Here is a 14,300-nt window from a genome sequence, read left to right as displayed (position 1 = left end):
ATGATTTATCTGAAGACGGAAGAGGAAATAGAGTTAATAAAAGAAAGTGCACAGGTTCTAGGCAAGGCTCATGCAGAAGTTGCTACTTGGGTTAAACCCGGAGTGGCAACAAAAAAACTAGATACTGTTGCGGAAGAATATATCAGAGAATTTGGAGGAGTACCTTCTTTTAAAGGCTTTAATAATTTCCCTGCCTCTCTTTGTATATCAGTTAACGAAGTAGTTGTTCATGGTTCTCCCGGAAACTACATATTAAAAGAGGGGGATATTATCTCGATCGACTGTGGGGTTAAATTGAAAGGGTACCATAGTGATAGTGCTTATACATATCCTGTTGGCGAGGTTTCCAAAGAAGTAATGGATCTGCTAACTGCTACGAAAAAGTCTCTTTACAAAGGTATTGATCAAGCAGTTGACGGGTTGAGAATGGGGGACGTTGGTTACGCGATCCAAAGTTATGTTGAGGAAAGAGGATATTCAGTAGTGCGTGAGTTAGTTGGACATGGTGTTGGAAGAGAGCTTCACGAAAGTCCGGAAGTGCCTAATTATGGTAAACGCGGAAAGGGAGTGAAGTTGCGTGAAGGAATGGTAATAGCGATCGAACCCATGATCAATCTTGGTACCAAAGCAGTAATGCAGGAGCGGGATGGATGGACAATCAGAACAACTGACCGTAAGTTTTCTGCGCATTTCGAACATACAGTTGTAGTGAGAAAAGGGAAAGCTGAGATTCTGACAACATTCGATTATATAGAAAAAGTGACGGCCAATACCAGCCTAATGGTGGAAGTAAAGTAATTAACGCTACGAATGGCAAAACAGGCATCAATTGAACAAGATGGAGTAATTCTCGAAGCATTATCAAATGCAATGTTTCGGGTAATATTAGAAAACAAGCATGAAGTTATAGCGCATATTTCAGGAAAGATGAGAATGCACTATATAAAAATATTACCGGGCGACCGTGTAAAATTAGAAATGTCTCCTTACGACTTATCTAAGGCTAGAATTACCTACAGGTACAAATAAGGAGTCGATCACCTCAAATTAACACTTAAGTATACTCAGATGAAGGTCAAAGCATCAGTTAAAAAGCGCAGTGAGGACTGCAAAGTTATACGCCGTAAGGGGAAGGTATATGTAATTAATAAGAAGAACCCACGGTATAAACAAAGACAAGGTTAATCATATGGCACGTATTTCAGGAGTTGATATTCCCGACCGTAAAAGAGGCGAAATTTCGTTAACTTATATTTTCGGAATCGGTCGCAGTTCTGCTAAGAAGATACTCGACAAGGCGGGAGTTGATTTGAATAAAAAAGTTCTTGACTGGACAGACGACGAATCGGGTGCGATTCGTGCGGTTATTGCCGGAGAATACAAAGTGGAGGGTGCACTGAAGTCGGAAGTTCAATTGAGCATTAAGCGCTTGATGGATATTGCTTGTTACAGAGGCCTTCGTCATCGTAAGGGGTTGCCGTTGCGCGGACAGAGAACTAAAAATAACTCTCGTACTCGTAAGGGTAAGCGCAAGACAATCGCTAACAAGAAAAAGGCTACTAAATAAACAATGAGCAGTGGTTAGTCCACACTTATTCCTCGAGCAATGGCACAAAATAAAAGAAAAGATAAAGCAAAAAAGAGAGTGGTTGTTGTTGAATCTGTTGGTCAGGTTCACATCAAGGCATCTTTCAATAATATAATTATCTCTATTACCAATAATATTGGCCAGGTTATTTCCTGGGGTTCTGCTGGTAAGATGGGATTCCGCGGATCGAAGAAAAACACTCCGTATGCTGCGCAAACAGCTGCTCAGAGTGCAGCGCAAGTCGCGTTTGATCTGGGAATGCGTAAGGCTGAGGTTTTCGTTAAAGGACCAGGATCTGGCCGTGAGTCTGCAATTCGTACGATTCAGAATGCTGGAATTGAGGTGATGACCATTCGTGATATCACTCCATTACCACACAACGGCTGCCGTCCCCCAAAACGCCGTAGAGTATAGTACAATATCATCCATTCGTAATTTGGACACTGGGGTTACGGAATGGTTTTAATTAATTATAATAAATAAAATAGGTTTTAATGGCACGTTATACAGGTCCCAAATCGAAGATTGCAAGACGTTATGGAGAACCCATTATGGGTCCAAGCAAAGCGCTTGCAAAGAAAAATTACCCTCCCGGCATGCACGGAAAGGGTCGCCGCTCCAAAAAATCGGAGTACGCGCTACAGTTGATGGAGAAACAAAAAGTGAAATTCATTTACGGTATTCTTGAAAGACAATTCCGTAACCTTTTTGAAAAAGCTTCGGTGAAGGAAGGTATCACTGGTGAAAATCTTCTGAAATATTGTGAAGCTCGTCTTGACAACACTGTTTACCGTCTTGGAATTGCTCCTACAAGGAGAGCTGCAAGGCAATTAGTCTCGCACAAACACATTCTTGTGGATGGTGAGATCGTAAATATCCCTTCTTACTCTCTTCGTCCAGGACAAGTAGTTACCGTTCGCGAAAAATCTAAGTCACTTGAATCTGTTACAGAAAGCTTGGCAGGTCATAGTTCCAGAGGATTTAACTGGCTGGAGTGGGATGGTCAGCAACTATCAGGCAAATTTGTTACGTTCCCTGAACGTGAGCAGATTCCGGAAAACATCAACGAGCAGCTTATCGTTGAGTTGTATTCTAAATAATAATCTTCATAATTCTGGTACTTTCCCGGCAACGGGAAAGTACTTTTTAGCCGTTAACGGCAATTTGCGATCGCAAAGGTAACGGTAGCGTGATCAACTATCATTTACTACTATAAAAGGACCAAAGACTATGTCAATATTAGCTTTCCAAATGCCTGATAAGGTCGTCATGGAAAAAGCAGATGACTTTCACGGGTTGTTTGAGTTTAAGCCTTTAGAGAAAGGATACGGCGTAACAATTGGTAATGCGTTACGTAGAATACTTCTTTCTTCTTTGGAGGGTTACGCCATTACGAGTGTGAAGTTTCCTGGCGTGCTTCACGAATTTTCTTCTATCGAGGGTATTGTTGAGGATGTTACTGAAATCATCCTGAACCTGAAAATGGTTCGATTTAAAAAAGTTTCTGATTTAAGTGAAAGCAGGATAGTTGTAAGTCTTAAAAATGTTTCTGCAATAACAGCTGGCGACATTGGTAAATTTACAAATGCATTTGAAGTTCTGAATCCAGACCAGATCATTTGTCATATTGATGATCAGAAGGAATTCGAAATGGAGCTTTTGCTAGATAAAGGTAGAGGTTATGTTCCAGCTGACGAACCTCGTGCAAATGAGTTGCCATTTGGATATATCGCAGTAGATTCTATCTACACACCTATTAAGAATGTAAAATACAGCGTTGAAAATACGCGTGTTGAGCAACGGACTGACTACGAACGTCTCTTGATCGATATCCAAACTGACGGATCTATACATCCAGAGGATGCCCTGAAAGGAGCAGCCAATATCTTGATTCAGCACTTTATGCTATTCTCAGATCAGACAATGACCTTTGAGAAACAAAAGGCAGAAGAGGATAATCAGGTAGATGAAGAAATGTTACGTATGAGAAAGCTTTTGAAAACTTCTCTATCGGAACTGGATCTTTCTGTACGTGCATATAACTGTCTGAAATCAGCTGATGTTAAATCACTTGGTGATTTGGTAAGGTTGGAAATCTCGGACATGATGAAATTCCGCAATTTTGGTAAGAAATCCCTGACAGAGTTGGAGCAGCTTGTAGCTGACAAACAACTTACTTTTGGAATGGATGTAGCCAAATATCGCTTAGACGAGGATTGACAATTATTCCATCATAAGTATGTATTCTGTAGCGCGCCAGTCGCAGCTCGAAGCAACTAAACAACAAAACAATGAGACACGGTAAGAAAGGTAATCACTTAGGAAGAACAGCATCTCACCGCAAGGCGATGCTATCGAACATGGCTTCCTCATTGATTCTCCACAAAAGAATTGAGACAACCCTCGCTAAGGCAAAAGAACTTCGTACATACGTTGAGCCTTTGCTAACCCGCGCAAAAGAAGATACTACTCACAACAGGAGAATTGTATTCTCTTACTTGAACGACAAAGAATCTACAAAAGAGCTTTTCGGAACAGTATCCGATAAAATCGCGTCTCGCCCAGGTGGTTACACACGTATTATCAAGCTTGGTAACAGACTTGGTGATGCTGCTGAAACTGCACTGATCGAGTTGGTTGATTTCAACGATGCATTACTACTTGCAAATGCTGACAAGCCAGCAAAAACTCGTCGTAGCAGAAGAGGTGGTAACAAGAAAGGTACAGACGACGCTGTTGAAACAACAGTTGCTGCTGCGCCTGTTAAGAAAGAAGATCATCCAATAGTTGAAGAATCTGAGCCAGCTGTTGATGAAACTCCTAAGGATGAAGAGTCATCTGAAAACACTGACAAAGCGTAATTGGAGACCAATTGAAATATACAAAGGGTTAAACGTTTTCGTTTAACCCTTTTTTATGCGCGAAAAACTGTATTTTTGCACCGATTTTGGCGAGTAGCAATTGTCGTCTGTTGAAAGAAAAATCGATAAACCATATATGAATCAGAAAAAGGAAGCTCTGTTGTTGCTTGAAGACGGAACAGCATACAAAGGTCTAGCTCTAGGAATGCGTGGAACGACCGGTGGCGAAATTTGCTTTAACACCGGCATGACGGGCTATCAGGAGATTTATACTGATCCGTCATATTATGGACAAATTATAGTCAACACCAATTCTCATATTGGTAATTATGGAGTGCAACTGGATGATGAGGAGGAATCCGGGTCTGTAAAGATTCGGGGGATGGTCTGCAACACGTTTTCAGCTATTTATTCAAGAGATACTGCGGATTTTTCTTTGCAGGAATACTTCGAAAGGTCTCAAATTGTCGGTATCAGTAATGTAGATACCAGGCATTTGGTAAGACATGTTAGAGAAAAGGGTGTGATGAATGCGATTATTTCTTCGGAGATCCTGGACGAGGCGCTGCTGATGGAAGAATTGAAAAAAATACCATCTATGGATGGGCTCGAACTTTCGTCGGAAGTGACAACTACCGAGCCTTATTTCGTAGGTGATGAAGCGGGAAGCCAGTGGAGAATCGCAGTAATGGACTACGGAATCAAAAAGAGTATTCTTTCCAACCTTACTTCCCGCGGCTGTTATTGCAAAGTTTTCCCTGCAAAAACTCCTTTTGAAGAAGTAATGGAATGGCAGCCAGATGGATTCTTTATTTCCAACGGACCTGGCGATCCGTCTGCAATGCTTTATGCAGTGGAAAGTGTGAATCAAATGATCAAGAGCAGCAAACCGCTGTTTGGAATATGCCTTGGCCACCAGTTGCTCGCATTATCCAGCGGTATCAATACTTATAAAATGCATCACGGGCACCGAGGTCTTAACCACCCGGTGAAAAACCTTGTTACTGGTTTATGCGAAATAACATCACAAAACCACGGTTTTGCTGTGAATCCCGGCGAAATAGAAGATCATCCGGATATTGAGATTACGCACGTGAATTTGAACGATAATACGATTGAAGGGATCAGACGGAAAGATTACCCTGCCTTTTCGGTACAATATCACCCGGAAGCTTCTCCTGGGCCGCATGATTCCCGTTACCTTTTTGACGAATTCATCAAGCTATTGAAAGCTAACTAAATAAAAACCTCCGCTTCCGGTATAACACCTAAAAGCGGAGGTTTTACTTTCAATGCCTACAAGTTGGAATCCAGCAATTTCCTGAAATCTGATTCAGCTAATAGTCCATTTTTTCGGCTGATCAGCTGGCCGTTTTTATACAGCAGGAATGTCGGTACTTCTTCGACTTTAAGCTCTTTGGCGAGTGCCTTATTCTGATCATAATCAATAGTTTCAATTTTCACTTGACCTTTGTATTCAGAAGTGAGCTTCTTTATTGTCGGCAACATCGTTTGGCAAGGCGCACACCAGGGAGCGAAAAAATCAACCAATACCACTTTTTCAGAACTTACTAAATCCTGGAATTTAGTTTTCGACATTCCTTTATTAGTATTGCTTTCCGACGAACCTTCCGTTTTCTTGCCTGCCGAAGTCCACTTGATATAGCCGCCTTTCATATCGTAAACCTCTGCAAAGCCACTTTCGGCTAACGTTTTTGCAGCAGCACCACTTCTTCCACCCGAAAGACAATACACATAAACTGGTCTATTCTTATCCAGCTTGTTTACCTGCTGCCGGAAATCTGCATCCTTGTAATTCAGATTTTTGGAATTCGCTAAATGTCCTTCTCGGTACTCTTCCGGCGTACGCACATCAAGCAATTGGATTTCTTTATTTGTTAAAATTTTACGCTCGAATTCGTCCGGGCTCAATACTGTCTGCGCGGAGGCAGTTGTAATTGCGGTCCCGATCAGCAGTGTGAATGCACTTAGTAATTTCATAAAAATGGGTTGTATGAATGCATTGTAAATTTAGCCTAAAGTAAATTGGCGTTTATGGATGACGATTTTTTTGTGTTATTTTGTAGGCGTTAACATATTCAATAATAATCAAAAAATAAGCTGCAAATGAGTACGATTCAGTCAGTACATGCAAGACAAATTCTGGATTCAAGAGGAAACCCAACCGTAGAAGTTGATATTCGTACCGAGAATGGCTATCTAGGACGTGCTGCTGTTCCTTCCGGCGCTTCAACTGGAAAACACGAGGCAGTTGAACTTCGCGACGATGACAAGAGCGTTTACGTTGGAAAAGGAGTTTTGCAGGCAGTTGAAAATGTAAACGATATCATTTTCCCGGAATTGATCGGTTGCTCAGTATTTGAGCAAAACCTTATAGATAAGATCATGCTGGAACTCGACGGCACTCCTAACAAGAGCAAGTTGGGTGCTAATGCAATCCTTGGCGTTTCTCTTGCTGCTGCAAAAGCTGCTGCACAGGAAGCAAATCTGCCACTTTATCGCTATATCGGTGGTACCAATGCAAATACATTGCCGGTGCCAATGATGAATATCCTGAACGGAGGAAGTCACGCTGATAACTCTATCGATTTCCAGGAATTTATGATCATGCCTGCCAAAGCAGATACTTTCTCGCAGGCGTTGCGCATGGGCGTTGAGGTTTTCCATACACTTAAAACCGTATTGAAAAGCAAAGGATATTCGACCAACGTAGGTGACGAAGGTGGATTTGCACCGAATATCAAGTCGAATGAAGAGGCGATCGAAATCGTAATCCAGGCTATCGAAAAGGCAGGTTACAAGCCAGGTGAAGAGATTTTTATTGCAATGGATGCTGCTGTTTCTGAATTCTACGAAGATGGTTTCTATCACTTCAAAAAATCAGATGGTCGTAAGTTGACTTCTCCTGAAATGGCTGACTACTGGACTCAGTGGGTTGCTAAATACCCAATTATCTCTATTGAAGATGGAATGGATGAAGATGACTGGGCAGGATGGAAAACTTTGACCGACTCTGTTGGCAGCAAATGCCAGCTTGTTGGGGATGATCTTTTTGTGACGAATGTAACCCGCCTGCAACAAGGAATCGAATCGAACATTGCAAATGCAGTTTTGGTAAAAGTAAACCAGATCGGTTCTCTGACAGAAACTATCGATACTGTAAACCTTGCCAAACGTAACAGCTACAAAAGCATTATGTCTCACAGATCAGGTGAAACGGAAGATTCAACGATCGCTGACCTTGCTGTTGCATTGAATACTGGTCAGATCAAAACCGGCTCAGCTTCACGCTCTGACCGTATGGCGAAATACAACCAGCTGCTTCGCATCGAAGAAGAGCTTGGAGAAAGCGCTTATTTCCCAGGATTGAAATTCTGATTAACCGAGACCGGAGCCTAGCGCTCCGGTTCTCATTTTCGGGTAGTGCTGATGAAAAGTAATTCATTCTGGTCTTTCCAAACCTTAAAAAATTTCTACGTCGCTACGCTGGTGGCGTGGCTGATTTGGGTATTGTTTCTGGATAACAACAATGCGCGTATCGTCTTTTCCAACCGGATGAAGATGAAGGAGCTGGAAGGAGAGAAAGCGAAGCTATTGGACAAAATCGCAAAGGTCACTGAGGAAAGAAACGAGGTTTTCGGGAATCCGAAAATGGTTGAAAAGTGGGCCCGCGAGAAATTTCTCATGCGGAAGCCAAATGAACAGGTTTTCGTGATCGTTGATGAAAACAATCAGCCGATAGAAAGTAAAAAAGAAGAGTGAGCCGAGGTTCACTGGATAACAATTTAATATTAACCACATTGAGCAGGAAAGTAATTCTAATCATCATGGACGGTTGGGGAATCGCAAAAGCAAGCGAGGAAAACCGTTCAGCCATTGTCGCTGCAAATACTCCGTTTTACGATTCTATTCTTCAAAAATATCCGCATAGCAGATTGCAGGCAAGTGGCCTGGCAGTTGGCTTGCCCGAAGGGCAAATGGGGAATTCCGAAGTAGGTCATACTAATCTCGGAGCAGGTAGAGTTGTTTACCAAGATCTTGTAAAGATTAATCTAGCTGTCTCGGAAGGTACCTTGGCCCAGGAAAAAGCATTAACAGATGCCCTGGACTATGCAAAAGTGAACAATAAAAAGCTGCATTTCATCGGTCTGGTATCCGACGGTGGGGTACATTCACATATTGAGCATTTGAAAGGTTTGTGTGCAATTGCTGCAAATCGTGGTCTTGAAAAGGTCTTCGTACATGCATTTACAGACGGAAGAGATTGTGATCCGAAAAGCGGATTAGGGTTTCTGACTAATCTTAAAGATTCCATGAGCAAAACTACTGGCAGGCTCGCAAGTGTTACCGGCCGCTATTATGCAATGGACCGTGATAAAAGGTGGGAGCGTGTGAAGCTGGCCTATGACGCGATGGTGCATGGTGAAGGAAATCACGTTCCTGAAATGGAAGTTTTGAAGGCTGTTCAATCTTCGTACGAAGAAGGAGTAACCGATGAATTTATCATGCCGATAATTGCCACAGACGCACTCGGCAATCCGGTTGCAGTGATCGAGGATGGCGATGTGGTGTTATGTTTCAATTTCCGGACAGACCGCGGAAGAGAAATCACGGAAGTTCTGACACAGCAGGATTTCCATGAACAGAACATGCACAAGCTGAATCTGAGATATGTTACAATGACAAATTATGACGATACTTACCAGGGAGTAGATGTTATTTTTGATAAAGATAATCTGAACAATACACTGGGAGAAGTACTGGAAGCCGCAGGCAAAAAGCAGATCCGCATTGCTGAAACCGAAAAGTATCCGCACGTGACGTTCTTTTTCTCAGGGGGAAGAGAGAAACCTTTTGAAGGTGAAAGCCGCCTGCTTTGCCCGTCCCCGAAAGTAGCTACCTACGATCTGCAACCTGAAATGTCCGCTTTTGGTATTCGTGATGCGATCGTTCCCGAGCTGGAAAAAGGTGATGTGGATTTCGTTTGTCTAAATTTTGCAAATCCTGATATGGTAGGACATACCGGCGTTTTCGAGGCAGCTGTAAAAGCTTGCGAGACGGTGGATCAATGCGTTCAGGCAGTCGTAACAACCGGTTTAAACCACGGATATTCTTCCATTATCATTGCTGACCATGGTAATTCTGACTATATGTCAAATGATGACGGCTCGCCGAATACTGCGCATTCATTGAATCTGGTACCTTGTATATTAGTTGATAATACTTATCAACTGCCGCTCAAAGACGGGAAACTAGCTGATATTGCTCCTACGATTTTGGCTTTAATGGACATTCCAAAGCCAGAGGAAATGACGGGAGTCAGCATTCTTTAAACTTAACAACCACAAATCTTGTTGACCACAGAGAGCCAAAACAGCTCTCTGTTTTTTTAAATATGCGTTGCTCTATTATTAGGATTTCCTTCATCCATTACATGTTCGCTATTTTAGCGAGCCTCATTTTTGTCAGCTGCGATGAGCGCAAGGCAGACGAGAAAAATGAAAAAGCTTATTACGATTTGCGGAGCTTTGTAGAAAATCAGATTGTATATCTGAAAGAAAAAAAGCCACTCGTAACAAAAAAGGCTAAGCTGGACGGAGAGGAGCAAACCATCCAATCTACCGGAATTGATTGGGAGAAGGAGCTTGGTCTGTTTCTTCAAGCTGATATCAACAAGCCATCGTATGCGCAGAGCTACAATGTGACGAGACAGGATTCGGCTACATTTGAGTATCGGCTGAAAGACAATGCTGATCTGCCGGTACGCTATCTTAAAATAGTGACAGACACATTAGTGAAGTCGCCGGTATTGGTTAAGGCAATTATTAAGTCTGAAAATAGAATTTATCAGTCAGAAAAGAACATAGAATTTTCTTGTTCCTTTAAAGACAATCTCCCTCAGATTTCATCCTATTCAGTGACCGGCTATCAAAAGCTCATCTTCATGGAGCCAAAGCACTTCACTATCTCATCAAAAATAGGACAATAGCGGGTTTTCCTCAGCCTTCTCTCTGTACGCTTACACCATAATTTGGGTAAACATTACCCAATTTGCTAGTCAACAATGCAGTATAGCGTGCATAAGTCAACTTATTTCGTGTCGAGAATTTTCCTCGAAAAAATCTTCAAATAAAGACATTTTGGCTTTTTTTCTGGTATTATTCCTAGAAATTGAATCTGCTGGTTGCTAGACTATATACCTGTTTTTACAATTTCGGCATAGAATTGGTTGAATACCTTGCGAAACCATGTAGACCCGGGACTTAACCTGTCACATGTAAACTAAATCACAAATAAATTTAATATTCAATGCAACAAGAACAGAAAAATAAGCAAAGCATAGCTTGGGCGATGGTAGTTGTCCTTGGGCTAGCAACAGCCATGTTTGGCTACTTGTTTACAACTCAGAAACAAGAGTTGACACAACAGGAATCAATGGTAGTCGAAAAAGCAAGGGAGTTGGCTGTGACCAAAACTAAACTGGATTCGATATCCACAGTTCTTGATTCAAAAATTGCAGAAGTAGAAAAATTGGGCGGTGATATTACAGAGCTGACCAAAATGAAAGAGAAACTGGAAGCAGATAAATTGGCTTTCAGCAAAAGCAAAAGAGTTGAAACTAACAAGTACCTGGGCAAAATCAAGGAATATGAAAAATTCCTGGTTGAGAAAGACGAAATGATCGCTCAGTTGAAAGCTGAAAACGAGCATTTGGTAGCATCTAACGACTCTTTGAGCACGCACGTTGGTACATTGACCAGCGAACGTGAAAGACTTGTTCAGCGCCAGACTGAACTGACTGACTCAGTGGTAACGTTTACTGCTGCTAACAGAGAACTAAGTGATAAAGTAAGCAAGGCTGCCGCATTGAGAGCTCAGAACCTGAAAATCCTTACTGTGAATTCAAGAGGTAAGGTGAAAGACAAAGAAGAATACAAAGGCAAAAAAGTTGACAAGCTGAAACTGGTTTTCAACCTGCCTGAAAACGAGCTTACTGCTCAGGAATCAAAAGACATTTATGTAAGAGTTCTGGATCCTCAGGGAGCTGTTATCGCAGACGATGCGACTGGCTCAGGAGAGTTTGAAGTTGACGGAGCGCCATCGAAATTCACAGCACGTGAATCGGTAGCATACCAAAACAACAACCAGAAAGTTGAATTGCTTTATGACAACGCTTCTCAGTTCCGTCCAGGAAAATATAACGTTGAGTTATACGCTGAGGGTTACAAAATAGGTGGTGGAAATTTCACTATCAAATAAGAATACAACTTCACACCATGCATAGCTATGGAAGCGGCCGATATTTTATCGGCCGCTTTTTTATGATTCAAATTCAAGATTTTCCTATCCGTTCTGCTTTTTGATCACATCAATAAAATGATCGAGTACCTGTCCGTTTTCGGGAGAGGGATACGCCATTTTCATATCTTTAAGTTCAGCTGCAATAATCTTCGATACGCAAAGTCGCATATTCTTTTTATCGTCAGCCGGCACTACATACCAGGGCGCTTTCTCAGACGCTGTTTCATTAATACAATCATTGTAAGCGTCCATATATTCATCCCATTTCGCGCGAACCTCCACATCCTGCTCATCAAATTTCCAGTTCTTTGACGGGTCCTCAATTCGCTCGATCAATCGCTCAGCCTGCTCTTCCTTTGATACATTCAGGAAAAATTTGATTACCCGGATACCATTTCGGTAGAGGTATTTTTCAAGATGACGAATGTCAGAATACCGGTGTTTCCAAACTTTATCAAGATCTTCTGTCAGTTCAAGAGGCAGCCTTTGTGACTTAGTCAAAATATCAGGCTCAACCTTCACAATGAGTACTTCTTCGTAGTAGCTGCGATTGAAAATTGTGATTGTGCCGCGCTGAGGAAGTACCTGGTTGGTGCGCCACAGGAAATCATGGCTTAGTTCGGTTTCGGTAGGTCTCTTGAAGGAATGAATCTTAATGCCCACCGGATTTACGCCCGAAAGAACATGTTTGATCGTCCCGTCCTTGCCCGCCGCGTCCATTGCCTGGAATATGACCAGCAACCCGTATCGATTGTGTGCGTACATCATACTTTGCAGTTCGTCCAGCTCTTTCGCCTGCTCCTGTTGCATTAGTTCGTAATCTTCCTTACTGTCGTAAATGTCTTTAAACCGGGTCTTAGCCTTTTTGATATCAAATTTTTTGGAACCGTCGACACGATAATCTGCCGGATTGAATTCTTGCATAATGCATAATTGTTAAAGTTGGGAATCAATAGGGTTGGTCTTCAAAAAGTCGACCAGCTTCGCAAATGCCCGCGCCCGGTGACTCAGTTTTGACTTTTCCTCTAATGTCATTTCGGCAAATGTTCTGTCAAAATCATCAGGAACAAAAACAGGATCGTAACCAAAACCATTTGTTCCTCTTTTCTCTGCTATGATTTTCCCCTCTACTATCCCTTCAAATTGATGAAATTCCCCATTCAAAACCAACGTGATCACGGTAACGAAACGCGCGCTCTTATCGGGAAGTGAGGAAAGCTTTTGAAGCAGGAGATTGATATTGTCGTCGGGGTTGCGCTGGGCGCCCGCATATCTAGCAGATTTTACACCAGGCTCGCCATTTAATGCAGTTACTTCCAAGCCCGTATCGTCGGCGAAACAGTCTATTTGGAAATTCTCGTATACATAAGCCGCCTTCCCACGCGAGTTTTCGGAAATGGTATCGTAAGGTTCCGGAATGTCGACATCACAGCCAATGTCGGCCAGCGTGACGAGCTCAAACTGGTCGCCGAGCAGCGCCTGTATTTCGGTGAGCTTGTTTAAATTATTGGTAGCGAAGCAAAGTTTCATAAAATGCGTAAATGAATGCCAGCGCATTTTACACAAAAAAACGGCCACTCTTGTGAAGCGGCCGTTCAATATATTCATTCTGATTATCTCGCCGGAGGTGTTACCGGAGGGCCCGCTGGTGCAGGTTGCCCTTTTGAGAAATCGATCAGCTCCATTTCAAATTGCAATACCGAGTTGCCTGGGATCGGCCCGTAAGCTTCCGGACCGTAAGCAAGGCCCGAAGGAATGATCAAAAGTCCTTTTTCGCCTTTTTTCATCAACATAATACCTTCTTCCCAACCTGGAATCACCATTCCCTGACCTACCTGCAGATCAAGTGGTTTTCCCTGATTTTTAGAACTGTCAAATTCTTTTCCGTCCAGGAATTTACCTGTATAATGTACTTTCACAGCATCTCCGGAAACCGGGCTGGCTCCTGAGCCTTCCACCTGAGGCACGTATACAAGTCCCGAAGCAGTTTTTCTTGCTTTTGCAGCCAGGTTATTTTTAGCCAGGAAATTGTCGATCACTTTTGCGTCAATACCTTTTTGTTTTGAGCCTGCTTCTGATTGTTGTTTCTGGAATTCCTCAGAAGTCAAAACGCTCAATACCTTCACTGTAAAACTGATTTCCGATCCTTTTTTGATCATTGGAGGCATTGGCTGCATCATTTTCGCAAACAATGTATCTGCATTGATCATGAATTTCGCGCTGTCGCCGGTTGCCAGCATCGCAAGACCTTCTTCAAAACTTCCTTTGAAAGGAGGAGCCTGTAATACCATTTTCACCGGGTTGCCTTCTTTGTAAGTATCCCGAAGCGTTGAATCAGTACCATTTTTCAAAACCAGATGGAAAGACATAATATCTCCCAGCTTCGCTTTTCTCGCATCATCTTCGTGGTCGAAGATCTGATATTTAAGGCCGCTATCAGTAACCTGCGTCCGGTACTTGTTGCAAGAAGCTGCCAGAATAGTTATGCCCATCGCATAACCGATTGTTTTAAGATTCATTGGATTGTT

Annotated in this window: 18 protein-coding genes; 14 read left to right on the top strand and 4 right to left on the bottom strand. The window is 42.4% G+C overall.

Going from position 1 to position 14,300, the window contains the following annotated elements:
* From map to carA, 9 genes are all read left to right on the top strand, one after another.
* Complete coding sequence (map, locus tag LZG94_RS16920) at positions 1–798, top strand: type I methionyl aminopeptidase (protein ID WP_233792988.1); 798 nt, start codon at positions 1–3, stop codon at positions 796–798.
* A gap of 12 nt (positions 799–810) precedes the next feature.
* Entirely contained in the window at positions 811–1,029 is a 219-nt protein-coding gene (infA, locus tag LZG94_RS16915) for a translation initiation factor IF-1 (RefSeq protein ID WP_026631247.1), read from the top strand.
* Between the two features lie 39 nt (positions 1,030–1,068).
* A complete protein-coding gene (gene ykgO / locus LZG94_RS16910) occupies positions 1,069–1,185 on the top strand; it encodes a type B 50S ribosomal protein L36 (RefSeq protein WP_015813811.1) in 117 nt (38 codons plus the stop codon).
* Between the two features lie 4 nt (positions 1,186–1,189).
* A complete protein-coding gene (gene rpsM, locus LZG94_RS16905) occupies positions 1,190–1,567 on the top strand; it encodes a 30S ribosomal protein S13 (protein ID WP_215234198.1) in 378 nt (125 codons plus the stop codon).
* Positions 1,568–1,606: 39 nt separating this feature from the next.
* Positions 1,607–2,002: a 30S ribosomal protein S11 gene (gene rpsK, locus LZG94_RS16900; protein WP_233792987.1), complete on the top strand. Its 396-nt coding sequence runs from the start codon at positions 1,607–1,609 to the stop codon at positions 2,000–2,002.
* Between the two features lie 80 nt (positions 2,003–2,082).
* Positions 2,083–2,688, top strand: coding sequence for a 30S ribosomal protein S4 (gene rpsD / locus LZG94_RS16895; protein WP_215234197.1), 606 nt, complete (start codon positions 2,083–2,085; stop codon positions 2,686–2,688).
* Positions 2,689–2,818: 130 nt separating this feature from the next.
* On the top strand, positions 2,819–3,808 hold the full coding sequence (locus LZG94_RS16890; protein WP_215234196.1) for a DNA-directed RNA polymerase subunit alpha: 990 nt from the start codon (positions 2,819–2,821) through the stop codon (positions 3,806–3,808).
* A gap of 71 nt (positions 3,809–3,879) precedes the next feature.
* Positions 3,880–4,449 (top strand): 50S ribosomal protein L17, encoded by a 570-nt coding sequence (gene rplQ, locus LZG94_RS16885; RefSeq protein WP_233792986.1) that lies wholly within the window; start codon positions 3,880–3,882, stop codon positions 4,447–4,449.
* Between the two features lie 136 nt (positions 4,450–4,585).
* A complete protein-coding gene (carA, locus tag LZG94_RS16880) occupies positions 4,586–5,689 on the top strand; it encodes a glutamine-hydrolyzing carbamoyl-phosphate synthase small subunit (RefSeq protein ID WP_233792985.1) in 1,104 nt (367 codons plus the stop codon).
* Positions 5,690–5,745: 56 nt separating this feature from the next.
* Here the strand turns inward: carA and LZG94_RS16875 are convergent, their stop codons facing one another.
* Positions 5,746–6,450, bottom strand: coding sequence for a thioredoxin domain-containing protein (locus LZG94_RS16875; protein ID WP_233792984.1), 705 nt, complete (start codon positions 6,448–6,450; stop codon positions 5,746–5,748).
* 126 nt (positions 6,451–6,576) lie between these two features.
* Between LZG94_RS16875 and eno the strand changes: the two genes are divergently transcribed.
* The 5 genes from eno to LZG94_RS16850 all read left to right on the top strand — a co-directional run bounded on the left by eno (position 6,577) and on the right by LZG94_RS16850 (position 11,730).
* Positions 6,577–7,848, top strand: a complete 1,272-nt coding sequence (gene eno / locus LZG94_RS16870; protein WP_215234192.1) for a phosphopyruvate hydratase — start codon at positions 6,577–6,579, stop codon at positions 7,846–7,848.
* A 51-nt stretch (positions 7,849–7,899) separates the two neighbouring features.
* Entirely contained in the window at positions 7,900–8,232 is a 333-nt protein-coding gene (locus LZG94_RS16865) for a septum formation initiator family protein (protein ID WP_233792983.1), read from the top strand.
* A 38-nt stretch (positions 8,233–8,270) separates the two neighbouring features.
* Positions 8,271–9,803 (top strand): 2,3-bisphosphoglycerate-independent phosphoglycerate mutase, encoded by a 1,533-nt coding sequence (gpmI, locus tag LZG94_RS16860; RefSeq protein ID WP_233792982.1) that lies wholly within the window; start codon positions 8,271–8,273, stop codon positions 9,801–9,803.
* A 101-nt stretch (positions 9,804–9,904) separates the two neighbouring features.
* The gene (locus tag LZG94_RS16855) at positions 9,905–10,459 is read left to right on the top strand and encodes a hypothetical protein (RefSeq protein ID WP_233792981.1); all 555 of its coding nucleotides are present in this window, start codon (positions 9,905–9,907) and stop codon (positions 10,457–10,459) included.
* A gap of 320 nt (positions 10,460–10,779) precedes the next feature.
* Positions 10,780–11,730: a hypothetical protein gene (locus LZG94_RS16850; protein ID WP_215234188.1), complete on the top strand. Its 951-nt coding sequence runs from the start codon at positions 10,780–10,782 to the stop codon at positions 11,728–11,730.
* Positions 11,731–11,814: 84 nt separating this feature from the next.
* On the opposite strand, the gene LZG94_RS16845 is transcribed toward LZG94_RS16850, so the two are convergent.
* The 3 genes from LZG94_RS16845 to LZG94_RS16835 form a co-directional block, all read right to left on the bottom strand.
* A complete protein-coding gene (locus tag LZG94_RS16845) occupies positions 11,815–12,696 on the bottom strand; it encodes a polyphosphate kinase 2 family protein (RefSeq protein ID WP_233792980.1) in 882 nt (293 codons plus the stop codon).
* A 12-nt stretch (positions 12,697–12,708) separates the two neighbouring features.
* Positions 12,709–13,302 (bottom strand): non-canonical purine NTP diphosphatase, encoded by a 594-nt coding sequence (locus tag LZG94_RS16840; RefSeq protein WP_233792979.1) that lies wholly within the window; start codon positions 13,300–13,302, stop codon positions 12,709–12,711.
* 83 nt (positions 13,303–13,385) lie between these two features.
* A complete protein-coding gene (locus LZG94_RS16835; RefSeq protein ID WP_215234185.1) occupies positions 13,386–14,291 on the bottom strand; it encodes an FKBP-type peptidyl-prolyl cis-trans isomerase in 906 nt (301 codons plus the stop codon).
* Between the last annotated feature and the right edge of the window lie 9 nt (positions 14,292–14,300).

The organism is Dyadobacter sp. CY343 (assembly GCF_021390335.1).
Taxonomy (GTDB): Bacteria; Bacteroidota; Bacteroidia; order Cytophagales; family Spirosomataceae; genus Dyadobacter.
The sequence above is the reverse complement of the archived record's forward strand: the minus strand, read 5'-3'. Positions and strand labels throughout refer to the sequence as shown.

What these genes read in the sequence shown, in the direction of transcription:
- LZG94_RS16875 (WP_233792984.1), bottom strand. Translation starts at nt 6,450, where the DNA reads ATGAAATTACTAAGTGCATTCACACTGCTGATCGGGACCGCAATTACA.
- rpsK (WP_233792987.1), top strand. Translation starts at nt 1,607, where the DNA reads ATGGCACAAAATAAAAGAAAAGATAAAGCAAAAAAGAGAGTGGTTGTT.
- LZG94_RS16855 (WP_233792981.1), top strand. Translation starts at nt 9,905, where the DNA reads ATGTTCGCTATTTTAGCGAGCCTCATTTTTGTCAGCTGCGATGAGCGC.
- LZG94_RS16865 (WP_233792983.1), top strand. Translation starts at nt 7,900, where the DNA reads ATGAAAAGTAATTCATTCTGGTCTTTCCAAACCTTAAAAAATTTCTAC.
- rpsM (WP_215234198.1), top strand. Translation starts at nt 1,190, where the DNA reads ATGGCACGTATTTCAGGAGTTGATATTCCCGACCGTAAAAGAGGCGAA.
- LZG94_RS16845 (WP_233792980.1), bottom strand. Translation starts at nt 12,696, where the DNA reads ATGCAAGAATTCAATCCGGCAGATTATCGTGTCGACGGTTCCAAAAAA.
- rpsD (WP_215234197.1), top strand. Translation starts at nt 2,083, where the DNA reads ATGGCACGTTATACAGGTCCCAAATCGAAGATTGCAAGACGTTATGGA.
- rplQ (WP_233792986.1), top strand. Translation starts at nt 3,880, where the DNA reads ATGAGACACGGTAAGAAAGGTAATCACTTAGGAAGAACAGCATCTCAC.
- LZG94_RS16890 (WP_215234196.1), top strand. Translation starts at nt 2,819, where the DNA reads ATGTCAATATTAGCTTTCCAAATGCCTGATAAGGTCGTCATGGAAAAA.
- LZG94_RS16835 (WP_215234185.1), bottom strand. Translation starts at nt 14,291, where the DNA reads ATGAATCTTAAAACAATCGGTTATGCGATGGGCATAACTATTCTGGCA.
- carA (WP_233792985.1), top strand. Translation starts at nt 4,586, where the DNA reads ATGAATCAGAAAAAGGAAGCTCTGTTGTTGCTTGAAGACGGAACAGCA.
- LZG94_RS16840 (WP_233792979.1), bottom strand. Translation starts at nt 13,302, where the DNA reads ATGAAACTTTGCTTCGCTACCAATAATTTAAACAAGCTCACCGAAATA.
- infA (WP_026631247.1), top strand. Translation starts at nt 811, where the DNA reads ATGGCAAAACAGGCATCAATTGAACAAGATGGAGTAATTCTCGAAGCA.
- ykgO (WP_015813811.1), top strand. Translation starts at nt 1,069, where the DNA reads ATGAAGGTCAAAGCATCAGTTAAAAAGCGCAGTGAGGACTGCAAAGTT.
- eno (WP_215234192.1), top strand. Translation starts at nt 6,577, where the DNA reads ATGAGTACGATTCAGTCAGTACATGCAAGACAAATTCTGGATTCAAGA.
- LZG94_RS16850 (WP_215234188.1), top strand. Translation starts at nt 10,780, where the DNA reads ATGCAACAAGAACAGAAAAATAAGCAAAGCATAGCTTGGGCGATGGTA.
- map (WP_233792988.1), top strand. Translation starts at nt 1, where the DNA reads ATGATTTATCTGAAGACGGAAGAGGAAATAGAGTTAATAAAAGAAAGT.